Origin of the sequence: Bradyrhizobium sp. 22, from assembly GCF_000482425.1 — a bacterium.
GTDB classification, from domain to species: Bacteria; Pseudomonadota; Alphaproteobacteria; order Rhizobiales; family Xanthobacteraceae; genus Bradyrhizobium; species Bradyrhizobium japonicum_B.
Genome location: NZ_KI519399.1, coordinates 3,394,531 through 3,418,040, shown reverse-complemented (window position 1 = coordinate 3,418,040; position 23,510 = coordinate 3,394,531). Strand labels below are relative to the sequence as shown.

Below are 23,510 nucleotides of genomic sequence, written 5' to 3'. Positions count from 1 at the left end.
ATCATCTGAATGCCACCTTCATACCCGCAACGAATGTGCGCGGCGAGCCCGCATAGATCGATCCCGTCGTGTTTGCCAGCACGCTCGCAGGATTTTGAAGGCCTGCGCCGGTGACGGTGTTGGCGATGTTGTTGGCTGAGGCGATGTAGGTGCGATCGAACACGTTTCTGACCTCGAGAAACAAGTTCAGGGATCTGAAGGTGTGGGACATCAGGTCGGTCTTGTAGTGAACGTTCACATTGACCAGCTCATAGCCCGGCGCCTTCAGCAGGTTTGCGTTGTCCATGTAGAAGGAGTCCTTCCACTGGACCTCGACGAAACCACCGAGCCCTGCCAGCGGCCCGGCGAACTCGTCGTAGCCAATTCGGGCCGTCAGCTCGTTGGGCGATATTCCTGGGATCTTGTTGCCGGCGCGGTTGAAGCTGAACACCGCGCCATTGGTGATGTTCTCGACATATTCGGTATAGACCTCGTCGAGATAGGTGTACGCCGCCATGAACCGCCAGCCCGGATAGAACGTCCAGTCGGTGGCAAGCTCGATGCCGCGGTGCTCCGATCGCGGCGCGTTGAACGTGTAAGTCGTGTTGGGTGAGCCCGCAGGCGTCGCCTGACTGACGATCTCGTTGCGAAAGAACTCGTAGAAGCCGGTCGCGCTGAGCTTGAGCGTGTTGTTCGGGGTCCAGTCGAAACCGAGATCGTAGCCGAGATTCCTCTGCGCCTGAAGCTGGGTGTTATTGCCTGACAAGCCGGTCGGAAGAACGAAGAGATCCGAAACCTGCGGCGTGCCGTATCCCGTCGCGACCCGTCCGCGGAACAGCCACTCATTGTTGAGATTGTAGAGGAGTGCCAATTCCGGCGCAGCATTTTGGAATTGCCGGTCCGCCGTCGTGAGGGTCGTTGTGGTGATACCGGTAGGACCTGCATACGCATAGGCCGTATTCGTCCCCTTCAGCACAGTGGTCTCCCAGCCGACGCCGGCGATCGCCGTCAGCGAGGTCGTCAGCCTGACCTCTTGCCTGGCACGCACGCCATAATTGGTCGTTTCACTGAAGAGATTGCGCGAGAGCCTGCCGAGCGTCGCATTGCCCCCTGGCATCACGTTCCGCGTGTCACTCGACGCCGTCAGGGTGTTGTAGAACGCACCGAAGAACGTGGTCGACTCCAGGCCAAGAAGCTCGCCGCGCTTGGTCAGGTCGCTCATGTAATTGTACGACGGAAAATCTCCGATCGAGCCGGTCGTACCGGTCGGCTGGCTGATGTTTCGGTCGTCGAAGACGAACTGGTTGCGCCACGTCATGGTGTTGTCGAAATCGTGCTCCCACCGGCCGCCGACAATGGTCCGGCGATCGTTGCGGCCGAGCCCGGCTTGGAGGGCCGTCTCCGTGTCGGTCCCGGCTGTGGCGTTGAAGCCGTTGTTGAACAGCCTGACCGTGCCGCATCCCGGCGCGGCGGTGGCACCGGTCGCACATCCCTGCTGGAACGGGTTGAGATGATACTGGTTCAGCGATTGTCGGATCGGCAGTCGCGCGCTGAGATCGTTGTTGATGATCTTGACCGTGAAGCGGTCGTCCGGCGTCGCCTTGAGCGTACCGAGGAAGTTGACGGTCTGCGTATTGAACCAGCTATTGCCGCTATAGCCGTCACCCCGCACATCGCTCGCAAACAGCGAGCCCTCGAAATTCCCGACCTTCTTGCCGGCCGCCAGGTAATTGTTGAGATAGCCATAGCTGCCGCCGTCCACACCATATTCGACGCCGTCGATCGTGCCGCCCGGGCGCGTCCGAAAATTGAGCGCGCCGCCGGTCGCGTAATTGCCGTAGAGCGCCGACGAAGGCCCCCGGATCACGTCGATCGCGCCATAGGCGTGGGGATCGATCAGGTCGCTGCGCGACAGGCCGTCCGGCTGCGTCACCGGGAAGCCGTCCTCGAAGATCACGAGATTGCGGATGGCGAAACCGTTGCGGGCATTGGAACCCCGAATCGAGATGCCGAAATCCCTGGGACCGTTGCCCTGCTTGATCGAAATGCCCGGACTGTCCCGCAAGACGTCGCTGACCGAGAACGACGGGCGATTGTCGAACTGGCCGCGATCGATGGTGGTCGCGGTCTGTCCGGCCGGCGACTGGTTGAGGCCAGCCCGCACCTCGCCGGCGCTCCTCGTGTTGTTTTGCTGCTGGCTACCATCGGTCGCGTTCTGCGCGACCGGTCTCGCTGTGTTGGCCGTCGCACTGGCGCGCAGTCGCGATGGCCGGATGATGGGTTTGGGACGGGATCTCTGCGGCGCTTCGACCGTCACCGCGGGGATCGCTTCCGAGGCTGGCTGGGCCAGCGCGTCTGAACCGATCGGCGACGCCAGTCCGACAAGCACGGGCAAGCCCGCGCGCCCGATCGCACGAATGCGTAACATTTCCTAGATTCCTGACATCCGGCACGTCGGCCGGTCCATTGAGCACGCCGTCGGCACAGCAATGGCGCACCAACGGTTCGGTTTGTCGCTACGTCAGGAAAATTGAGGCGGGCCGCGTGCCTGAGCGCTCGAACCCTCTGGAGCGGCGATGGCAAACGCATCGACCGGATGCCACACCACCCGCTCGGCATGGCGGACGGGAATCGAGAATGCCGCAGGCGTCGGCGAATCGAGCGAGGCGTTGGCCTGGGCCAGGCAGCACAGGGCGCAAGCGCCCGCATGCGCTGTCGGCACGCCGGTCTGATCGTTCAGGCCGCCCTGCTCGCTCGCACTATGGCAGATGACGGCGGCAGACAGCGGATCGGCAATGGCCAAGCCGGTCGCCCAGCAGGCGGCAATCGGCGCCAGCACCTGCATCGCCAAAGCGAGCAGGACCAGAGGCAGGAATTTTTGTAGCCGAGCGCGCATCCGCCGAACCATTCGTTCGCCTGCTAACTAAACACCGCACCAAGCCCTAAGTCGAGGCCAGTTCCGCCTCCCTTCTTGGCCCAGCGCAAATTTCTCGGAAATCGTGACCTGGATAACCGGCATAGGACCGGGGAGACCATTTGAGGCAGGTCAAACGGCGCCGCTCTCCACAGATTTCTTTTATTTGTCATATACTTGCGCGCCGTGGCGCCCGATCATTTCGTCCACTGATCGAATTTTGAACATTCGTTGCCGAAAATGATGACAAGTGAGAAAAGTTGATCTAGCATCCCCCTTGCTCAGGCTGGCCGCGAGGTCGAAGTCTGGTGGTCCAAGTCTCGGGAGGAGCCCCTGACGCGCAAAATGCAGCGTCGCCCCGCCAATCAAGAGCAAATCTTAGAATCGGGGATAATAGGGTCGACACAATTTTTGAGCGGGGCCAGGGCCCCGCTCTTTTTTTGTCCGCGCGGCTGAACTGTCCATGAACGCGGCCTCTCATCCATCCAAGATTGCTTCGAACGTGCCGCCTCGCGCTGCGCCGATCTCACGCCAATCTCCGACGTCTGGTGCTCGCGCTGACGATGGAAGCGATTCTCAATTTCGCCGAGCGCCTCACATTTCCGGCTGATCACGTGCGAGATCGTCCCGCGACGACGCGGCACCTGATTGCAGATTGAGTGCGAACAACTCTTGCGAGAGACTTTCGGCCATCGGTAGCGCAACCAATGACGCGCCGACGACAAATATTATGGGAGCGAGCGATGTCCGGGACGAAAGATTTCTCGACGACGAGGCGCGATCTTCTTCAGGCGGCCGCGGGCGCCGGCGCCGGAGCTGCCCTCCTCGGCAGCATGGGCATGAACCCCGCATTGGCCGCCGCGGCCGGGCGAAGCGAGAAGCCGCTGAAGGCGGCGTTCTCCAACGCAGGCCTGCAGGCCACCTGGTGCGCGCAGGGCAAGCAGGCCGCCGAATTCTGGGGCAAGCTGTTCAACGTCGAAGTCACCTGGTTCGACGGCCAGCTCGACGCGGTGAAGCAACGCGCCGCGATCGACAACATGGCTTCGCAGAAATGGGACTTCGTCGCGATCCAGGCCTTCGGCATCGGCACCCTCACCCAGCCGGTGCAGAAGATGATCGACGCCGGCACGCCGGTGATCGACATGGACACGCTGATCGCCCCGCTCGACCAGATCAACGTCCATTCCTTCCTCGCGCCCGACAACGAGTTCATGGGCGCCTCGGTGACGCAGGCCCTCTGCAACGCGATGGGCGGCAAGGGCAAGATCATCATGACGCAGGGCGCGCTCGGCCACACCGGCGCGCAAGGACGCGCCAAGGGCTTCAACTCGGTGGTCAAGCAATTCCCGGGCATCGAGGTGCTGGACACCCAGCCGGCCGACTGGGACGTGTCGAAGACCGCCCGCCTCTGGGAGACCTACCTGACCAAATATCCGCAGATCGACGCGGCGTTCTTCCACAATGACGACATGGCGCTCGCCGCCGCCAACATCATGAAGGCGCGGGGCCGCACCAACATCCTGATCGGCGGCGTCGACGCCATGCCGCCGGCGATTCAAGCGGTGAGCGAAGGCCGCATGTTCGCGACCGTCCGCAATCCGTCCTGCCGCATCCATGGCGGCGCCATCATCGCGGGCGTCTCGGCCGTGGTCGGCGGCGAGAAGAGCGGACAGGGAATCCCGAAGAACGTCGTCACCGACGGCCCGGTCGTGACCAAGGCCAACGCCGCCGGGATGCAGTGGATGCAGGATCACTTCCTGATCTGAACTTTCATGTCCGAGGGTCGTTCGCCCATCCTTGAACTGCAGGGCATCACGAAGAGCTTCGGCGGCGTCGAAGCACTTCGTGGTGTCGACTTCGCGCTCCATCCCGGCGAGATCCACGGTCTCGTCGGCGAGAACGGCGCCGGAAAAAGCACGCTGATGAAGATCATCGCCGGCGTGCACACCGAATTCTCCGGCCGCTTCCTGATCGACGGTGTGGAGACGCATTTCCGCTCGGCCCGCGATGCGCACGCGGCCGGCATCGCCATGGTGCACCAGGAGCTCTCCGTCGCGCCCGACCTCACGGTGGCCGAGAACGTCTTCCTCGGCAACCAGCCGACCAACGCCCTCGGCCTCGTGCAATGGCGGCGGATGGCCCGCGAGGCCGGCGAGCAGCTTGCCCGCTTCGGCATCGACGTCGATCCGATGTCGCGGCTCGGCGACCTCCCGATCGGGCTGCAGCAGCTGATCGAGCTCGCGCGCGTGCTGTTCTCCGGCGCCCGCATCGTCATCCTGGACGAGCCGACCTCCGCGCTCTCCCCGCCCGAGGTCGAGCGACTGTTCGCAACGCTCAGGCGGCTGCGCGAGCAAGGCACTGCCATCGTCTTCATCTCGCATTTCATCGAGGACATCCTACTCGTCTCCGACACGGTGACCGTGTTCCGCAACGGGCGGAAGGTCGCGGAGACCGCGAGCGCAGCAACCAGCAAGGGCTCGCTGATCGAGGCCATGATCGGTCGCGGCGGCGAAGCGCTCGAGCACAGCTACACCGACGATCTGATGCTGCCGCGGCCAAGCGACAGCCAGGTCGTTCTCAAGGTCGACCAGCTCTCGCTGTCCCGCAGCCTGAAGGACGTCTCGTTCGAGGCGCGTGCCGGCGAGGTGCTCGGCATCTACGGCTTCATGGGCTGCGGCCAGCAGGAGCTGTCGCGCATCCTGTTCGGCAAGCTGAAGCCGGACAGCGGCACGCTTGTCGTCGGCGGCACGCCGAAAACCTTCGCCAGCACGGCGGCGGCGCGGCGCGCCGGCGTGGCACTGGTGCCGGAGAGCCGGCGCGACATGCTGTTTCATCAGGAGCCGGTCTACAAGAACATCTCGATCAGCATCCTCGATCGCATCTCCGCGCTGCTGCTCAAGCCGGCGCAGGAGCGCGACATCGCCAGGCGTCAGGTCGAGCAGCTCCAGATCCGGCCGCCGGTGGTCGGTCTCGACCTCGGCATGCTCTCCGGCGGCAACCAGCAGAAGGTTGCGCTGGCGAAATGGCTGACCTATCCGCCCAAGCTCCTGGTGCTGTGCGAGCCGACCCGCGGCATGGACGTCGGCGCCAAGAACGACGTCATCAACATCGTCCGCGACCTCCGCGCCAAGGGCCTGGCGATCATCGTGCTGTCGACCGAGCCGGAAACGGTGCTGTCGCTGGCCGACCGCATCCTCGTGCTCAAGCGCGGCGCATTGGTGCGGGAATTCAAGAACGAGCCGGTCAGCAAGGACCGCCTGCTGGAAGCGGCGTGACGGAGAAGCACATGAGCAGCGACACGGCTTTGGCGACAGGACGGCGGCCGCGGGGCCTTGCGCCCTTCCTGCGCTCCCAGATGCGCAACATCGCGCCGTTCCTCACCTTGATCTTCCTGTCCGCCTTCTTCGCTTTCGCCAGCCCCTCCTTCGCGACGCTGGACAATCTCGGCAACATCCTGACACAGGTATCGATCACCGGCATCATCGCCGTCGGCCTCACCTTCGTGATCCTCTGCGCCGAGATCGATCTGTCGATCGCCGCCATAGCCAACGTCACCGGCATCGCGGTCGCCTATTTCACGCTGCAGGAATCCTACGTCAACATCGCCAACGTGCCACTGCCCGGCGCGGTCGCGATCATCCTGTCGATCCTGCTCTGCGCCCTGCTCGGCCTCGTCAACGCGCTGGGGCTGACCGTGATCGGCATCCCCTCCTTCATCATGACCCTGGCGATGATGCAGATCGCCGCCGGCATCTCGGCGCTGCTGGTGCGCGGCCAGATCGCCTACAAGGTGCCGAGCCTGATCACGACGCTCGGCTCCGGCTCGATCGGCGGCATCCCCTGGCTCGTCATCATCGCCGCGCTGATGCTGCTCGGCGGTCACCTGGTGCTGACCTACACGCGCTTCGGCCGCTACGTCTACATGGTCGGGGGCAACCGCGAGGCGGCCGAATATTCCGGCCTCAACGTCAAGCTCATCCTCGGCGCCGTGATGGTGATCTCGGCGGTCTGCTCCGGCATCGGCGGCATGCTCGGCGTCGCCCATTTCGGCAGCGCGCAGCAGAACGAGTTCGACACCTATCTGCTCGACTCCATCGCCGCGGTCGTGGTCGGCGGCACCAGCCTGTTCGGCGGCCGCGGCGGCATCGGCAACACCATCGTCGGACTGTTCGTGCTCGGCGTGCTCAACAACGGCCTCGACCACGTCAACATCGACAGCTTCCTGAAGATCCTGATCCGCGGCCTGATCCTGCTGGCGGCGCTGGTCATCAACGTCTACGCGCAGCGCTTGAGGGAGAAGGCGGCGGAGTAGACGACCGCCAACGCAAAAAGTTGCGAAAACAACCCCATGCACAGTAGCCGGGGCCAGCGGAATCAATGGCTTGCCTGAACGCACAATTGCGGATTTAGCGAAGCGATTTGCTCCGTCGGGCAAAACAGGGGTATGATGTCATTATCGGCAGCCGGCTTCGAAAGGCCGGTGCCTTCGCTGCGCTCGCAATGACGTGGCGGCAGAACGGCGATCCGGGATCACCTAAAGCGCGGCGAAATGAGGCTTGATCACGCAACGACGGAGGTGTGCTCCCTCGCCCGCTTGCGGGAGAGGGTTGGGGAGAGGGCTGCTTCCGCAATGGGACAATCCCCAAGAGGAGAAAGCCCTCACCCGGCGCGCGGGACGATGCTTCGCATCGCCCGGACGCGCCGACCTCTCCCGCAAGCGGGAGAGGTTGCACCGAGCCCGTGGCAATCGACTCGACCTAAAACCATTCCGCTCTATCGCGGTTCAGCGGGCGCGGTCTAATCGCGAGAAGCGGAAATCGCAGTGGCTGGCACCGCCCGCCAATGTTTGCGTCCGTTCGAGGCGGATGCCTCGCGTTGCATAGGCGTCGAAGTCGAGCCCGCAGATGTTCGGCAGGATGTCCTTGTCGCCGTGGCGCGCCGCGAGCTTGCAGAAGCCGCAGGCCTTGTAGTTGATGCCGAATTCGAACCTGTCCTGCGGACCCGGCTCGACGAAATCGTAGACGAAGTCCTCCGGAAACTGCTCCTGATGGCTCTCGGTGACGCTTCTCACCGCCTGCTCGCGCAACAACGCCTGGTTCTCCGGCGACATGAAATGGCGGCCCGAGGCGAGGCGCTCGGCTTCGGGCACCCCGAGCAATTGCGCCTTGTAGGTGTCCCGCTCGATCTCACCGATCACGGGCACCGGCACGCCGTGCCGTCGCAGCACCCGGCTGATGGCCAAGAAGCCCGTCAGACGCATGAAGAAATCGCTCATGCGGCTTGTCGCGCCGCCGACATAGGGCATCTGGGTGAGCACGATCTCGAATTCGTCTATCACCTCCCGGCCGAGCCTGTCGGTATCGGACAGGTGCCCGCGCTCGCGCAACATCGTTCCGGCAAGGTCGATGCGGTCGCGCATGGCGGCCTCCATGGCGCTTCGATGCGCCTCGTAGAAGGGACGGACGATCTCGGTCATTGGACACCCATTTCGGTTGGTTTCATTGCGAGGCCGGCAAGGCCCGGTCTCATTCCGCGGCGATCGCCTCGATCTCCAGCAGCCATTTGCTGTCGACGGTCTCGACGATCACGACCGTCAGCGCAGGCTGGTGCTCCCCGAGCATCGCGCGCCGAATGATGCGGTTGGTCACGACCTGATTGCGGTCGGTCAGGAACGTCGTGACCTTGACCAGATGCTCGACGCCGAGGCCGGCCGCGGCGAGCACTTCCTTGACGTTGCGCCAGGCCTGCTCGCATTGCGCCTCGAAACCCTCCGGCACGCTGCCGTCGGAGCTTTCAGGGACCTGGCCGCTGACGAACAGCAGGCGACGATGCTGCCTCAGCTCAAGTCCCATGCTGTAGCCGCCGAGCGGCGCGTTGACCGTTGCAGGATTGTGGCTGACGAGGTGAGCTGGGGGCATGGCGTTTCTCCGGATTGCGGGCCGACCCTACCCGCCGGACTCGCGGCCGCGCAAAGCATCATTCCTGCGGTTCAGCGCAAGAAAATCTATTGCAAGGCCGCCCGCCATCGGTGTCAAAGTGCGGCGCGATGACCTACGCCCTTCCCCCACTCAACGCGCTCCGCGCCTTCGAAGCCGCCGCGCGGCATCTCAGCTTCAAGCTGGCCGCGCACGAGCTCCACGTGACGCCTGCTGCCGTGGGGCAGCAGGTGAAGGCGCTGGAGGCGCGCCTCGGCGTGCAGCTGTTCGAGCGGCTGCACAAGCAGCTCATCCTCACCGCGGCCGGTCAGGCCTACCTGCCAGGCGTCTCCGAAGGTTTTCGCCACATTGCGGAGGCGACCTCGCAATTGAAGCCGGCAGGCGCCGTGCAGCTTCAATTGGGAGTCCATGGTAGCTTCGACCTGCGCCGCCTCGACCTGGCGGCGTTCCGCGGCACGCATGAGGAGATCGGCCTGCGGGTGCTGCAGCCGGCCGGCCTGCACGAATTGGTCGAGGGCAAGGTCGACCTCTTGATCGCCCGCGGCGTGAGCCACCATCCGGGCTATCGCTGCGAGCGGATTAGCGAGAACGCAGGCCTCGGCGATTGGCTGATTGCCCCCGAGGGCACTGCGGACTGCCCGGAGATCGAGAGTTTTCGGGCATGGCTCCGCGCCCTGCCGACCGAGATGCGGCATGCCCGGCGGCCGCGCCTGGTTGGCGGCGTCGGAAGTTGAGGCGACGAGGAAGCAGCAGAAAATCGCGAGCTCACTTCATCATGCTTTAGGGCGACGAGGATAGAAGCGCGCTCGCCGCGCCGATCCCGTCATTGCGAGCGCAGCGAAGCAATCCAGTCTTTCCGCAGCGGCAGCCTGGATTGCTTCGTCGCGAGGGCTCCTCGCAATGACGGTGTGGAAGCAGGGATACCCAAGCGCTGCCTCTCCCGTGAGGAGGCCGCATTAGATTGAGACGGACTCCGCCCGCCTCGCAATCTCCTCGCTCCGCCAGCACCGCACGGTGCCATCCGCCGGCGTCTCCGACGCCTCGGCTCGCGGCACATATGGCCCCCAGCGTAGCACAGCGCGGGCTGAAGGGTGCATCCGTCCAGCGGGTCGGGAAGGTTACGACGAAGGCTGCTGGACTCAAATGCGACAATGCAGGATTGCATACGAATAGCCAAGCAGGCCGCAATGGGACACAATGGCAACCGCTGTTAGAGCATAGCAAGACAATGACAGAATTGCTGACCGCGCCCTTTGCGCCCTTCGAATGGATGCTCTCAATGCGCTATTTGCGAGCACGCCGCAAAGAAGGCTTCGTCTCCGTCATCGCCGGCTTCTCGTTTCTCGGCATCATGCTCGGCGTTGCCACGCTGATTGTCGTGATGGCGGTCATGAATGGCTTCCGCAAGGACCTTCTGGACAAGATCCTCGGCATCAACGGTCACATTCTGGTCCAGCCGATGGAATCACCTCTGACCGACTGGAAGGATGTGGTCGGGCGACTTAACAGGGCACCGAATATCCGCTTGGCCGCGCCTGTCGTTGACGGCACAGCGCTGGCATCCTCATCAGGAGCTTCTGGCGTTCTGGTGCGCGGCATTCGCGCGGACGATCTCAACAAGATCACTGCGATCGCCCGTAATATCAAGCATGGGTCAATTAAAGGTTTCGACGAGGGCCAGGGAGTAGCCATCGGTCAAGGGCTCGCCGATCAGCTTTCGCTCCACGCCGGTGACTCCGTCACGCTCGTCGCCCAACACGGCGCGGTCACTCCGATGGGCATGATGCCGCGCATCAAGAAGTATAAGGTCGTCGCCATATTCGAGATCGGCATGTCCGAATATGACGCAAGCATGATCTTCATGCCGATTGCGGAGGCCCAAGCCTATTTCAATCGCAATAAGGACGTAACCGCCATCGAAATCTTCACAACCGATCCCGGTCGCATCGACCAGTTTCGCAAGGAGGTGATGGAGGTAGCCGGGCGCCCGGTCCTATTGGTGGACTGGCGACAGCGCAACTCGACTTTCTTCAACGCGCTTCAGGTGGAGCGCAATGTGATGTTCCTCATTTTGATCATGATTGTGCTGGTGGCTGCGTTGAATATCGTGTCCGGGCTCATCATCCTAGTAAAGGACAAGGGTAGCGACATAGCGATCCTCAGGACCATGGGTGCTTCACGAGGTTCGATCATGCGTATATTCCTGATTACCGGGGCCTCAATCGGCGTCATGGGAACGCTAGTCGGATCCATCTTGGGAATCCTCGTCAGCCTCAATGTCGATGCGATCCGACAATTTCTGTCCTGGCTGACCAACACCGACTTGTTTCCGCGAAAGCTCTATTTTTTGTCGAAGCTGCCAGCGGAAATTGATGTCGTAGAGACCGGCGGCGTCGTGATCATGGCGCTCACCCTGTCGCTTCTTGCAACCCTCTACCCATCGTGGCGTGCCGCGAGGCTCGATCCTGTCGAAGCGCTGCGGCGGTGACGTTGGCAGTCATCCCGGCATGAGGCGGCCGAGTCAGCCAATGTCCCGTCATTCTGCGATGCGAGGCAGACGATGCGAACGCATCGCATGCAGAGCCTGGAAGAATGCACGGCCGCACTGCCAGCCAAGCCGTCGCCCTTCGAGGGCCGCCGAAACAGCGGCCATCTTGGGATGATGGGGATGGCGCACGGCTCGCCGCGCCGATCCCGTCATTGCGAGCGCAGCGAAGCAATCCAGTCTTTCCGCGGCGGCAGCCTGGAGCTGGCGCTTGGGCCGAGATCCCGGGGAGCGGGTTGCATGGCCGCGGCGATGCAATCCGCGCTGACGCGGTGCGTCATCGGGCAGCCTGAACCGATGCCGCCCCCCTCCCTTTGCGCGGGGTCTTCAGCCCGACAATTCCGGCATCCAGTGCCGCAGTTTTCGCGCAGCATCCGTGACGTCGGCGATCGTCCGGAACGTCGGCGTCTCCACCATCATGATGCGTGCCAGCCGCACCGCGCGCGCTTCGCTGATGGCGCGCGTCTTCGGATCCTCGATCAGCTCGAAGTCGATGTTGTGGGCGAGACCGAAGATGCGGCGGATGATCTTTGCGGCGGCGAAGCCGATCGTGTCGGCGAACAGGCGTTGCATGTAAGCCTGCCGCTCGGCCTCCAGGCGCGCGGCGCCCTTCTCTCCGGCGAAGAGCGAGGCCGGATAGGCGTCGCCTGCCGCGCCCGCGCGCCAGAGCTCGAGGAATTTGCGGGCGAACTCGCTCCAGACCTGCTCGACCGTCTCCAGGACCCAGGCCTCGAATGCGGCCCGGCCGCCCGCCGCGCGCTCGTGGCCGGCGGAGGCAAAATAGGCCATCAGGAGGTTGGCGAGCACGGCGCCGACGTCGAAGCCCATCGGGCCGTAGAATGCGAATTCGGGGTCGATCACCCGCATCTCGCTCTCCGTGACCATGATCGATCCGGTGTGGAGATCGCCGTGCAGCAGCGCTTCCGGGCTTGCCATGAACTTCAGCTTCAGCCGGGAGATGGCGACGTGCAGCTCCATGTCATCACGCAGCTCCGCGGCGAGGCCATCGAGATACGGCGCGGTCCAGCGGTTCTGCTCGGCGGTGCGGTAGGGATCGGTGAAGATCAAATCCTCGGTGATCTTGCACAGCGCGTGGTTGCCGGCGAAAGCTGCGATGCCCTCCTTCTTCTCGGCCGCGGACAGCGCGAGGTCGGAGGTGAAGAACAGCGTTCGCGCCATGAAGGTGGTGATGTCGCCGACAAAGCCGGGATATCGCGTGCCGGCAACCAGCCCCTTGCGCATGATGATATGGGGCTCGAGCAGCTCCATCACCGTCAGCGCCAGATCCTCGTTGTGATGCAGCAAAGCCGGCACGAGGCCGGGCGCGAGCTGGGCCTGCTTCGACAGCGCCAGATATTCGTAGTGGGCCCGCGACAGCGGCAACGGCCAGCTTTCGCCGACGAGGCGGACATAGGGCAGCGCCTGCTTGACGGCGATGCCGCCGCGCGGGCCCTTGACGATGAAGACGAGGTTGAGGTTGCCGTCGCCGACCTCGGTGATGGTCCAGGACGCCGGCTCGCCGCCCAGCCGGGCCGCAACATCGAAAACTTCCGCAATGTAATCCCGCAAATCGGCTTCATGGAGAATTCGATAATCCTGCCGCCGCGGATCCGCTGAACTCATGCCGGTCTCCCCCACTATGCCGGCGGGAGCAGCTGTTCACTCCCATGTCAGGATTTGAGCCGGCTTTCTTTTCGGATCATCATAGCCGCAAAGCGCCCGGGCGCCTATCGCCACGATCATGCGACTGAACCGAGCGTCTCGATGCGCTGTGCAAGCCAGATCGTGTGGCCGCCGCAATCGCGATCGTCGGCGACATGCGACACGACGCGGAAGCCGTTCCGGCCCAGGAGCGACCGATATTCGCTGGCATCCAGGCTCGCATGATACAGCGGCTCGCCGCCGAATATTGCCTCGCCGTGCGCGGGACCGCTCGTGAACATCAGCGCCGCATCCGGCGCGGCATGCTCGCGAAAGATCGGGAACATGCGGCGCTGGTCCTCGCAGGACAGATGAAAGAAGCTGTCCCAGGCCAGGATGCCGCAGAACCGTCGCCCCAACGCAAGCTGGCGCATGTCGCCGACGCTCCACTCCTGCTGCGGGAAACGACGTCGGCACTCCGCGATCATCGCCGGGGCGGAATCCACGCCCACGACGGGGTGACCAAGACCGATCAGATACCCGGCGATCGGCATGGCGGAGCCACAGCCCAAATCGAGGACCGGACCGGCGGGAGGCAGCAGCGCGCGAAAGCGGTCGAGCCAGGCTCGCTCGAACAGGCGGCTCTGGGCGCGCTTCTCGATCCAGTCCGAGGCCTGGCGCTGGTAGAGATCGATGATCCGGTCGGCGGCTTCCGATGACGGCATATGCGTTCTCGCGGGGCGCTTGGTCCTGAGATCGTCCGGCTCCGCCGGGGTCGAGCTGAGATCGGGTTTACTACCTCCTGCCGCCATCTCCGGCCAGCCCCATCCCGTCGTTGCTTCTCTCCCTCACGACAGCGAGACGCTTCGCCGCGAGCGATCATGTGCGATCTCGGGAACTCCGGCGTGTCGAGATAGTTTCGCTCTTCTCGGATCCCGGATCTCAAGGAGACGCCAATGGCGCGCGGAACGCCTTCCATGACTGCCCTTCTGGCGATGCTGGCCATAGCTGGCTATCAAAACCGCGACAAGCTGGCCGAACTGCTGAAGGGTTCAGGCGCAGGGTCTGCGGGCGGAGGGACCGCCGGCGGGAGTGCTCAGGAGCCGCTTGGGGGAATGCTGGGGAATTTGGGCGGCATGCTCGGCGCGGGCGGCATCGGGGGGCTGCTCAATGGAGGAATTGGCGAGCTCCTGGAAAGGTTCAACCAGAATGGCCGGGGCGAGGTAGCCGACTCCTGGGTAAAGCCCGGCCCCAACAAGGAGATTGCGCCGCCTGAGCTGAAAACCGCCGTTGGCGCCGACGTGCTCGAGAAGCTCGAACAGCAGACGGGGCTCTCGCAAGACGAGATCCTCGCAAGGCTGTCCCGGGAATTGCCGTCGGCGATCGACAAGTACACACCGGATGGGCGCCTGCCGCAGGCTTGACTGCCGCTGCCTAACTCGAAGAGGTTTGAAATGAGCATTCTCTGGACGATCATCATCGGCTTCATCGCCGGCGTCATAGCCAAATTCATCATGCCCGGGGACAACGAGCCGTCCGGCTTCATCCTGACGACCATCCTCGGCATCGTGGGCGCATTCGTTGCGACCTACCTCGGCCAGGCTCTCGGCTGGTATCGTCCCGAAGAAGGAGCAGGATTGATCGGCGCGGTCGTTGGCGCGATCATCGTGCTGCTCGTCTACGGCATGATCGCGGGCCGCCAACGCCGAACGATTTGACGGTCTTGCGCGAAAGCGCGACGAGGCTGCGCACTCGCCTCAGGAGCTGCGCGGTTCTGCGCCGCACTCACGCGGGAGACCGAACAATTACTCCCGCTCCAGGAAGCTCGACCCGATCTCGGCCTTTCTCTTGATCGGATCGTAATCACAATAAACGAGATCGGCGACCAGCGTATAGCTGGCGCTGACGTTGTATTTGTCGAGCTTGACCGAGTTCAGGCCGATCACCGAGGTGCTCTTGCCGCCGTTCCATTTGAACGGTGTCGAGCTCTTGGCCTGCTCGCAGGCCATCACGGCTTCGTTGAAGACGTAACCCTCGACGAACGCCTTCAGCGTTCGCACCTGCACGGCCATCTTCCACTCGACATAGCCGATGGCGCCGAGGCCGGCGACGATCAGCACCAGCAGCGCGACGACGATGCGTTGAAAAGTCATTTGTGTCCCCCAAAGCAATCAAACACACGCAAAACTCTAAGCGAGTGGTGAGACGAAACAAGGTCTATGGCGGTGCCGCGCATCTCCCGAAGGGAGAGGTGAAGTTAGAACGGCATGCCCATCAGCTTCGACAGGCGCTCGATCGAGAGATAACCGGCGTTATAGGCGAGCATGCCGAGGCCGTAGATGATGGCCGAGATGATCGTGGTCCAGATCAGCTTGCGGCCCATCCGGGTCAGGATCGGGGCGCCGGGATCGGTGCCGGGCGCGCCGACGCCGTCCTCGTGCTGGCTGCGCACGCCGAACGGCAGCGTCACGAACAGCGCCACCCACCAGATGACGAAGTAGATCGCGATCGCGGTCGATATCTGGATGGCCATGGGACGGGCTTATGCCTGCTCGATTTCGACCAGCGCGCCGGAAAAGTCCTTCGGATGCAGGAACAGCACCGGCTTGCCGTGGGCGCCGATCTTCGGCACGCCGTCACCGAGCACCCTTGCCCCCTCCTTCACCAGCGTGTCGCGCGAGGCGATGATGTCGACCACCTCGTAGCAGACGTGGTGGATGCCGCCGTCGGGGTTGCGCTCGACGAATTTCGCGATCGGCGAGGCCTCGCCGAGCGGCTCGATGAACTCGATCTTGGTGTTGGGCAGCGTGGCGAACACGGTGATGACGCCGTGCTCGGGCAGCGGCACCGCGTCCGAGATCTGGGCGCCGAACGCGGCACCGTAGATCCTGGCCGCCTTGACGGCGTCCTTGGTCGCGATCGCGACATGGTTGAGCCGGCCCAGCATGGTTCTCTCCCGTTAGACTGTCAGCACGTGTACCAGACAGGGGGGCTTCTTGCCCCAATGTTCGTTGATGACGGCCCGGACGGCGCGTCGCACCGACTCGGCCAGCGCATCCGCATCGCGGCGGCGCGCCTTCGGCAGGCCCTCGATCGTCGACATCACGGCGTCGAACACGATGTCGTCGAACGGCTCGCCCGCCCGGTTCTTATCGGGGATTCCGACCAGGTCGACCTCGGGATCGTCGGCGAGCTCGCCCTGCTCGGTCATGGCAATGGCGACGAAGGCGCAACCGGAGAAGGCCATGCGCCGCCGCTCGACCACGGCGCGGGACTTGGAATCCTCCAAGATCGTGCCGTCCTTGTAGAGGCGCCCCGACGGCACCTCGCCGACGATGCCGGGATCGCCGGGGCCGAGCTTGACGAGGTCGCCGTTGCGGCAGACCAGCACGCGCGGCACGCCGGCGGCGCGCGCCAGCTTGGCGTGCTCGTGCAGATGCAGGGCCTCGCCATGGACGGGGATCAGGAGCTGCGGCCTGGTCCAGGCGATCAGGTCGCGCAATTCGTCGCGGCGGGGATGGCCGGAGACGTGAACCAGCGCGTCGCGGTCGGTGATGATCTCGACGCCCTGCAGCACCAGATTGTTGACGATCGAGCTGACGGCCTTCTCGTTGCCCGGAATGGTGCGCGAGGAGAAGATGACGCTGTCGCCGCGGTTGAGCGTGATCTCGGGATGGTCGTCATTGGCGATGCGCGCCAGCGCGGCGCGCGGCTCGCCCTGGCTGCCGGTGCACAGCGCCAGCACCTTGTCCTGCGGCAGATGGCCGTACACCTCGGGCGAGCGGAAATTCTGCACGCCGTCGAGATAGCCGGTCTCGCGCGCCACCTGCACCACGCGCTCCATGGCGCGGCCGACCACGACGACCTCTCGGTCGGCAGCCTTGGCGGCGGCGGCCACGGCCTTGATGCGCGCGACGTTGGAGGCGAAGGTCGTCACGGCGACGCGGCCCTTGGCAGCCTTCACGAGATCGATGATGGTCGCCGCGACCTCGGCTTCCGAGGGTGAGCGCCCGTCGCGCACCGCGTTGGTGGAATCGCCGATCAAGGCAAGCAGGCCCTCCTCGCCGAGCTCACGCAGTCGCTTCTCGTCGGTCGGCCGCCCCAGGGTCGGGGTCGGATCAATCTTCCAATCGCCGGTGTGCAGCACCGTGCCCGCCGAGGTGTGGATCGCCAGCGCGTGCGCTTCGGGAATCGAATGGGCGACGGGAATGAATTCGACGTTGAAAGGGCCGACGTCGATGCGCCCGCCCGACGGCACCACCGTCACCGGGATCTTCGGCGCGTTGCGCTCGGCGGCGCATTTGGCCTCGAACAGCGCGGCGCTGAACTGCGTCGCATAGATCGGGCATTTCAGCTTCGGCCAGAGGTCGATGATGGCGCCGAAATGGTCCTCATGGGCGTGGGTCAGCACGAGGCCCATCAGGTTCTTGCGTTCCTTCTCCAGGAAGGAGATGTCCGGCATGATCAGGTCGATGCCCGGCAGATGCTCCTCGTCGCCGAAGGAGACGCCGAGATCGACCGCCATCCAGGCGCGCTGCTGGCGGTTGCCGAGGCCGTAGATCGACAGGTTCATGCCGATCTCGCCGACACCGCCGAGCGGCGCAAATACCAGTTCCTCGGGCTTCGCCATCATGCAGCTCCCACCGAGCGGACCGGACCGAAGAACACCTCGCCTGCCGCCACCGGCACGCGGCGGCCCTCCGCGGTTCGGACGATCAGGCAGCCGGTGTCGTCGATGGTGTCAAAAATGCCTTCCAGCGTCACCGTCCCCGTGTGGATCGAGACCTTCTCGCCGAGGCCGGCAGCGCGCTCCAGCCACCGCTTGCGGATCTCGGCAAAGCCGCTTCCCTTGTCCCAGATGCCGCGGAACTCGACCCAGGCATCAGACAGGGCCAAGAACAGCTCCTCGGCGCTGATCTGGACGCCGAGCGCGGCCAGCGACACCGCGGGCGTCGGTGTGCCCTCGGGCGCCGCGACGACGTTGGTGCCGATGCCGACGACGATGGCGAGGCGGTCGCCGACGGCCTCGGCCTCCAGACCGATGCCGACCAGCTTCTTGCCGTTGGCCAGCACGTCATTGGGCCATTTCAGCGCGTAGCGGGGTCGGCCCTCGCCGAGCCGGAGCGCGGCCTCGAGGCTGACCTTTTCCAGGGCGGCCTCCTCGGCCAGCCCGGCGGCAAAGCCGATGGTGGCGGCAATTGCCGGCGCGACGTCCAGGACTTCGAGGACGCTGGCGGCGAGATTGCCGCGCGGCGCGATCCAGGGCCGCTGACGGCGGCCGCGGCCGGCGGTCTGCTCGGACGTGACGAACCACATCGGGCCGCGTTCGCCGGCCCTGGCGCGCTCGATCGCCTCGGTATTGGTCGAGCCGGTCCGCTCGAACGCCGCGAGCTTGTAGCCCGCGGATGAGGCGCGAGGACCGAGCGCGAAAGCCATCCTAAAACAGCGACTTTGCCGCGGCGGAGGCGACGCTCACCACGGGGCCTGCAAACAGCGCGAACAGGATGTTGAACAGGCCCGCAACCGCCAGCACCGTCTTCACCTCGATACGCACCGGATCGACCTGTCCGGCCGGCTCGTCGAAATACATCGTCTTGACGATGGCGAGATAATAGTAGGCACCGACCACGCTGGTCAGCACGCCGACGACGGCGAGCGTGAACAAATTCGCCTTGATGGCGGCGACGAAGACGTACCATTTGGCGAAGAAGCCGGCGAGCGGCGGAATGCCGGCGAGCGAGAACAGCAGCATCGCGAACATGAAGGCGAGCAGCGGATTGGTCCGCGACAGGCCGGCGAAATCGCTGATCTGCTCGACGGCCTGGCCGTTGCGGCGCATGGCGAGGATGATCGAGAACGAGCCCAGCGTCATCGCGACATAGATCACGATGTACATCAGGACGCCCTGCGCGCCCTCGACCGTGCCGGAGGCAAGGCCGACCAGGGCAAATCCCATGTGGCCGATCGAGGAATAGGCCATCAGGCGCTTGATGTTGGTCTGGCCGATCGCGGCGAAGGAGCCGAGCGCCATCGAGGCGATCGAGACGAACACCAGGATCTGCTGCCACTGCGAGACGATGCCCGGGAAAGCGGTGAGCGTGACGCGGGTGAACACGGCGAGCGCGGCAACCTTCGGCGCCGAGGCGAAGAACGCGGTGACCGGGGTCGGCGCGCCCTCATACACGTCCGGCGTCCACATGTGGAACGGCACCGCCGAAACCTTGAAGCAGAGTCCGACGAGCAGGAAGACCAGGCCGAACACCAGCCCGACATTCGAGATCGTCGCGGCCGCGGCGATGCCGGTGAAGCTGACCGTGCCGGTGAAGCCGTAGACCAGCGAGGCGCCGTAGAGCAGCATGCCGGAGGACAGCGCGCCGAGCACGAAGTACTTCAGGCCGGCTTCGGTCGATTTGGCGTTGTCGCGGTTGGAGGCCGCCACGACATAGAGCGCCAGCGACATTAGCTCGAGGCCGAGATAGAGCGAGATCAGGTCGCCGGCCGAGATCAGCACCATCATGCCGAGAGTCGAGAGCAGCACCAGGATCGAATATTCGAAGATGCGGCGCGAGGGGTCGGACAGGAACTCGGTCGACAACACGAGCGTCACCGCCGAGCCGATCAAAGCCAGGATCTTCATGAAGCGGGCGAAATCGTCGACGATGAAACTGCCGCCGAAGGTCACGTGCTTGCCGGCGGGCAGCATGTATTCGAGCACGCCGACCACGACCAGCAGCACGACCGCCAGCGAGGTGATCGCACCGGTCGTCCCCTGCCCGCGATAGGCGCCCAGCATCAGCAGAGCCATGGCGCCGATCGCGAGCACGATCTCGGGCAGCACCGGCGCCAGTTGATAGCCTGCAGTCTCGAAGCTCATGGCGATATCCTGACCTGCCCGATCAATGGAGCAGTGCGGCGGCCTTCACGGCCGTCACGGCGTTGTTGTAATTGTTGACGAGTTGCTGGACCGAGGCGGCCGACATGTCGAGCACCGGCTTCGGATAGACGCCGAACAGGATCGTCAGCGCGATCATCGGGAACAGGATCACGCACTCGCGCAAGGTGAGATCCTTCATGCTCGCCAGCTGCGGCTTGACCAGCGCGCCGAATACGACCTTGCGGTAGAGCCACAGCGCATAGGCCGCCGACAGGATCACGCCGAAGCTGGCGAAGAACGCGGTCGGGATCGAGACCTTGAAGGTGCCGAGCAGCGTCATGAACTCGCCGACGAAGCCGCTCGTGCCGGGCAAGCCGACATTGGCCATGGTGAAGACCATGAAGGTCATCGCGTAGAGCGGCATCCGGTTGACGAGGCCGCCATAGGCCGCGATCTCGCGGGTGTGCAGGCGGTCGTAGACGACGCCGACGCAGAGGAACAGCGCGCCGGAGACGATGCCGTGCGAGATCATCTGGAACACGCCGCCGGCGACGCCCTGCATGGTGCCGGCAAAGATGCCCATGGTGACGAAGCCCATATGCGCCACCGAGGAGTACGCGATCAGCTTCTTCATGTCCTCCTGCATCAAGGCCACCAGCGAGGTGTAGATGATGGCGATGGCCGAGAGCGTGAAGATCAGCGGCGCGAAGTCGTGCGAGGCGAGCGGGAACATCGGCAGCGAGAAGCGCAGGAAGCCGTAGCCGCCCATCTTCAGCAGGATCGCGGCGAGCACCACCGAGCCCGCGGTCGGCGCCTCGACGTGCGCGTCCGGAAGCCAGGTGTGCACCGGCCACATCGGCATCTTCACCGCGAAGGAAGCGAAGAAGGCGAGCCAGGCCCAGGTCTGCAAGTTCCGCGGCACGGCGGAGTGCATCAGGGTCGGGATGTCGGTGGTGCCGCCGTTCCAGTACAGCGCCATGATGGCGAGCAGCATCAGGACCGAGCCGAGCAGCGTGTAGAGGAAGAACTTGAACGACGCGTAGACCCGGCGCGGACCGCCCCAGACGCCGATGATCAGGAACATCGGGATCAGGCCGCCCTCGAAGAACAGGTAGAACAGCACGAGATCGAGCGCCGAGAAGGTGCCGATCATCAGCGTTTCCAGGATCAGGAACGCCATCATGTATTCGCGGACGCGGTTGTTGATCGCCTTCCAGCTCGCGATGATGCAGAACGGCATCACGGCGGTGGTGAGGATCACCAGCGGCAGCGAGATGCCGTCGACGCCCATGTGGTAGGTGATGCCGGTCGCGAGCCAGTTCGCCTTCTCGACGAACTGGAAGTCGGGATTGGCGGGGTCGAAGCGCATGACCAGGATCACCGACACCGCGAAGGTGATCAGCGTGGTCCAGAGCGCGATCCAGCGCGAGTTGCGCTTGGCCGCCTCGTCGTCGCCGCGGCTGAGATAGACGATCAGCGCGCCGACCAGCGGCAGGAATGTCGTGACCGAAAGAATGGGCCAGGTCGTCATTTACTGGCCTCCAAAGCCGAACATGAACCAGGTGATCAGGCCGGCGGCACCGATCAGCATGGCGAACGCGTAGTGATAGAGATAGCCGGTCTGGATCTTGACGACGTTGCGGGTGACATCCAGCACGCGGGCCGAGACGCCGTCGGGACCGAAGCCGTCGATGACGAAGCCGTCGCCCTTTTTCCAGAGCTGGTAGCCGAGCCACTTCGCCGGACGGACGAAGATGATGTCGTAGAGCTCGTCGAAGTACCATTTGTTGAGCAGGAACTGGTACAGCATCGGCTGCGTGTTCGCGAGCTCGACCGGCAGATAGGGCCGGCGGATGTAGAACAGATACGAGACCAGGAAGCCCAGCACCATCATGACCGTCGGCAGGAACGCGATGGTCTGCGGGATGTGGTGCATCTCCTCGATGATATGCGGGTTCATCTTCACGGACTCGCGGAAGAATTCCTCGACGCCGTGACCGGCGAACAGCTCCTTGAACGGGAACCCTGCGACGAACGAGCCGACCGCGAGCACGCCGATCGGGACCAGGATCCAGAGCGGAGCTTCATGCGCGGCCTCGTAATGGTGCTCGTCATGTGGCTCGCCGTGGAAGGTCTTGAAGATCAGGCGCCAGGAGTAGAACGAGGTCAGGCCGGCGGCGACGATCGTCATCAGGAAGCCGTACATCCCGAACGGATTGTGCGAGGCGTAGGCCGCTTCGATGATGGCGTCCTTGGAGAAGTAGCCGGCGGTGAGCGGGAAGCCGGTCAGCGCCAGGGTGCCGACCACCATCACCGCATAGGTATACGGGATCTTCTTCCAGAGCCCGCCCATGTTGCGGATGTCCTGCTCGTGGTGCATCGCGTAGATCACCGAGCCGGAGCCTAGGAACAGCAGCGCCTTGAAGAAGGCGTGCGTGAACAGGTGGAACATGCCGACCGAATAGGCCCCCGCTCCCATCGCCACGAACATGTAGCCGAGCTGCGAGCAGGTCGAGTAGGCGACGATGCGCTTGATGTCGTTCTGGACGAGGCCGATCGTGGCCGCGAAGAACGCCGTGGTGGCACCGAAGAACATCACGACGGCTTGCGCGGTCGGGGCGAGCTCGAACAGCGGCGACAGGCGCGCCACCATGAACACGCCGGCTGTGACCATGGTCGCGGCATGGATCAGCGCCGACACGGGGGTCGGGCCTTCCATCGCATCCGGCAACCAGGTGTGCAGCAGGAACTGCGCCGACTTGCCCATCGCGCCCATGAACAGCAGCAGGCAGGTCAGGGTCAGCGCGTCGGCGTGCCAGCCGAGGAAGTTGATGGTCTTGCCGGTGAGGCCGGGTGCGGCATGGAAGATCGTCTCGAAATCGGTCGAGCCGACCAGCATGAAGACCGCGAAGATGCCGAGCGCGAAGCCGAAGTCGCCGACGCGGTTGACCACGAAAGCCTTGATGGCGGCCGCGTTCGCCGACGGCTTCTGGTACCAGAAGCCGATCAAGAGGTAGCTGGCGAGACCGACGCCTTCCCAGCCGAAGAACAGCTGCACCAGGTTGTCCGCGGTCACCAGCATCAGCATCGCGAAGGTGAACAGGCTGAGATAGCCGAAGAAGCGCGGCCGGTTCGGATCCTCGTCCATATAGCCGATGGAATAGAGGTGCACGAGCGAGGACACGGTGGTCACCACCACCAGCATCACGGCGGTGAGCGTGTCGACCCGCAGCGTCCACCAGACCTGGAGATCGCCGGAGAAGATCCAGGGCAGCAGCTGGATGCGGGCGTCATGGTGCATGAAGCCGACATCGACCAGCGTCATCCAGGACAGCGCGGCCGAGACGAACAGCAGCGCAGTCGTAATCAGCTCCGCAGCGCGCGAGCCGGCGGCCGGCGGCTCGGCCGGGCCGTGAGCGTGATCGTCGTGGCCGTGGGCGTCATGGCCGTGGGCGTCATGGGCCGTCGAGGCGTGAGCGTCGCCGTGGCCATGTCCATGGTCGCCGTGATGATCGAGCTCGTCACCCGAGGGGTTGCGGGCATGCGCGCCGACAAGCGCGATCAGGCCGGCCAAAATGGCGCCCAAGAGAGGCAGGAAAACGATTGCCTGAACCATTTGAG

At 64.2% G+C, this 23,510-nt stretch carries 21 protein-coding genes; 7 read left to right on the top strand and 14 right to left on the bottom strand.

What is annotated here, in order from left to right; genetic code table 11:
• Position 1 precedes the first annotated feature (1 nt).
• Both K410_RS0117475 and K410_RS0117470 read right to left on the bottom strand, forming a co-directional pair.
• Positions 2-2,407, bottom strand: coding sequence for a TonB-dependent receptor family protein (locus tag K410_RS0117475; protein ID WP_028136094.1), 2,406 nt, complete (start codon positions 2,405-2,407; stop codon positions 2-4).
• A gap of 93 nt (positions 2,408-2,500) precedes the next feature.
• Entirely contained in the window at positions 2,501-2,887 is a 387-nt protein-coding gene (locus tag K410_RS0117470; RefSeq protein WP_049820071.1) for a DUF2946 family protein, read from the bottom strand.
• 749 nt (positions 2,888-3,636) lie between these two features.
• Here K410_RS0117470 and K410_RS0117460 point away from each other — a divergent pair.
• Genes K410_RS0117460 through K410_RS0117450 form a run of 3 tightly spaced genes read left to right on the top strand, consistent with a single transcriptional unit; the run spans position 3,637 to position 7,205 of the window.
• The gene (locus K410_RS0117460) at positions 3,637-4,659 is read left to right on the top strand and encodes a sugar ABC transporter substrate-binding protein (RefSeq protein WP_028136092.1); all 1,023 of its coding nucleotides are present in this window, start codon (positions 3,637-3,639) and stop codon (positions 4,657-4,659) included.
• Positions 4,660-4,665: 6 nt separating this feature from the next.
• Entirely contained in the window at positions 4,666-6,168 is a 1,503-nt protein-coding gene (locus K410_RS0117455) for a sugar ABC transporter ATP-binding protein (protein WP_028136091.1), read from the top strand.
• Between the two features lie 11 nt (positions 6,169-6,179).
• Positions 6,180-7,205 (top strand): ABC transporter permease, encoded by a 1,026-nt coding sequence (locus K410_RS0117450; RefSeq protein ID WP_028136090.1) that lies wholly within the window; start codon positions 6,180-6,182, stop codon positions 7,203-7,205.
• Positions 7,206-7,676: 471 nt separating this feature from the next.
• On the opposite strand, the gene K410_RS0117445 is transcribed toward K410_RS0117450, so the two are convergent.
• Both K410_RS0117445 and K410_RS0117440 read right to left on the bottom strand, forming a co-directional pair.
• Positions 7,677-8,369 carry an L-2-amino-thiazoline-4-carboxylic acid hydrolase gene (locus K410_RS0117445; protein WP_028136089.1) on the bottom strand — a complete coding sequence of 231 codons (693 nt, stop codon included), beginning with the start codon at positions 8,367-8,369 and terminating at the stop codon, positions 7,677-7,679.
• Positions 8,370-8,418: 49 nt separating this feature from the next.
• The gene (locus K410_RS0117440; RefSeq protein ID WP_028136088.1) at positions 8,419-8,811 is read right to left on the bottom strand and encodes a RidA family protein; all 393 of its coding nucleotides are present in this window, start codon (positions 8,809-8,811) and stop codon (positions 8,419-8,421) included.
• Between the two features lie 128 nt (positions 8,812-8,939).
• Between K410_RS0117440 and K410_RS0117435 the strand changes: the two genes are divergently transcribed.
• Together K410_RS0117435 and K410_RS0117430 are read left to right on the top strand one after the other, a co-directional pair.
• On the top strand, positions 8,940-9,563 hold the full coding sequence (locus tag K410_RS0117435) for a LysR family transcriptional regulator (RefSeq protein WP_028136087.1): 624 nt from the start codon (positions 8,940-8,942) through the stop codon (positions 9,561-9,563).
• 494 nt (positions 9,564-10,057) lie between these two features.
• On the top strand, positions 10,058-11,317 hold the full coding sequence (locus K410_RS0117430) for a lipoprotein-releasing ABC transporter permease subunit (RefSeq protein WP_028136086.1): 1,260 nt from the start codon (positions 10,058-10,060) through the stop codon (positions 11,315-11,317).
• A 384-nt stretch (positions 11,318-11,701) separates the two neighbouring features.
• On the opposite strand, the gene mtnK is transcribed toward K410_RS0117430, so the two are convergent.
• Both mtnK and K410_RS0117420 read right to left on the bottom strand, forming a co-directional pair.
• Positions 11,702-12,997, bottom strand: coding sequence for an S-methyl-5-thioribose kinase (gene mtnK / locus K410_RS0117425; RefSeq protein ID WP_028136085.1), 1,296 nt, complete (start codon positions 12,995-12,997; stop codon positions 11,702-11,704).
• 116 nt (positions 12,998-13,113) lie between these two features.
• On the bottom strand, positions 13,114-13,740 hold the full coding sequence (locus K410_RS0117420; protein ID WP_028136084.1) for a class I SAM-dependent DNA methyltransferase: 627 nt from the start codon (positions 13,738-13,740) through the stop codon (positions 13,114-13,116).
• Positions 13,741-13,971: 231 nt separating this feature from the next.
• Here K410_RS0117420 and K410_RS0117415 point away from each other — a divergent pair, with 231 nt between their 5' ends.
• Together K410_RS0117415 and K410_RS0117410 are read left to right on the top strand one after the other, a co-directional pair.
• Complete coding sequence (locus K410_RS0117415) at positions 13,972-14,439, top strand: YidB family protein (RefSeq protein WP_028136083.1); 468 nt, start codon at positions 13,972-13,974, stop codon at positions 14,437-14,439.
• A 30-nt stretch (positions 14,440-14,469) separates the two neighbouring features.
• Complete coding sequence (locus K410_RS0117410; protein WP_028136082.1) at positions 14,470-14,733, top strand: GlsB/YeaQ/YmgE family stress response membrane protein; 264 nt, start codon at positions 14,470-14,472, stop codon at positions 14,731-14,733.
• A gap of 87 nt (positions 14,734-14,820) precedes the next feature.
• Here K410_RS0117410 and K410_RS0117405 read toward each other — a convergent pair whose 3' ends face one another.
• From K410_RS0117405 to nuoL, 8 genes are all read right to left on the bottom strand, one after another.
• A complete protein-coding gene (locus tag K410_RS0117405) occupies positions 14,821-15,168 on the bottom strand; it encodes a hypothetical protein (protein ID WP_028136081.1) in 348 nt (115 codons plus the stop codon).
• A 104-nt stretch (positions 15,169-15,272) separates the two neighbouring features.
• A complete protein-coding gene (locus K410_RS0117400; protein WP_028136080.1) occupies positions 15,273-15,548 on the bottom strand; it encodes a DUF1467 family protein in 276 nt (91 codons plus the stop codon).
• Between the two features lie 9 nt (positions 15,549-15,557).
• Positions 15,558-15,962: a methylmalonyl-CoA epimerase gene (gene mce / locus K410_RS0117395; protein ID WP_028136079.1), complete on the bottom strand. Its 405-nt coding sequence runs from the start codon at positions 15,960-15,962 to the stop codon at positions 15,558-15,560.
• A gap of 12 nt (positions 15,963-15,974) precedes the next feature.
• A complete protein-coding gene (locus K410_RS0117390; protein WP_028136078.1) occupies positions 15,975-17,645 on the bottom strand; it encodes a ribonuclease J in 1,671 nt (556 codons plus the stop codon).
• Positions 17,645-18,451, bottom strand: a complete 807-nt coding sequence (locus K410_RS0117385; protein ID WP_028136077.1) for a biotin--[acetyl-CoA-carboxylase] ligase — start codon at positions 18,449-18,451, stop codon at positions 17,645-17,647. The genes K410_RS0117390 and K410_RS0117385 overlap by 1 nt, the downstream gene beginning before the upstream one ends.
• 1 nt (position 18,452) lies before the next feature.
• The gene (nuoN, locus tag K410_RS0117380) at positions 18,453-19,889 is read right to left on the bottom strand and encodes an NADH-quinone oxidoreductase subunit NuoN (RefSeq protein ID WP_028136076.1); all 1,437 of its coding nucleotides are present in this window, start codon (positions 19,887-19,889) and stop codon (positions 18,453-18,455) included.
• 22 nt (positions 19,890-19,911) lie between these two features.
• The gene (locus K410_RS0117375; protein ID WP_028136075.1) at positions 19,912-21,420 is read right to left on the bottom strand and encodes an NADH-quinone oxidoreductase subunit M; all 1,509 of its coding nucleotides are present in this window, start codon (positions 21,418-21,420) and stop codon (positions 19,912-19,914) included.
• Positions 21,421-23,505 carry an NADH-quinone oxidoreductase subunit L gene (gene nuoL, locus K410_RS0117370; protein ID WP_028136074.1) on the bottom strand — a complete coding sequence of 695 codons (2,085 nt, stop codon included), beginning with the start codon at positions 23,503-23,505 and terminating at the stop codon, positions 21,421-21,423. It abuts the gene before it with no gap.
• Positions 23,506-23,510 lie beyond the last annotated feature (5 nt).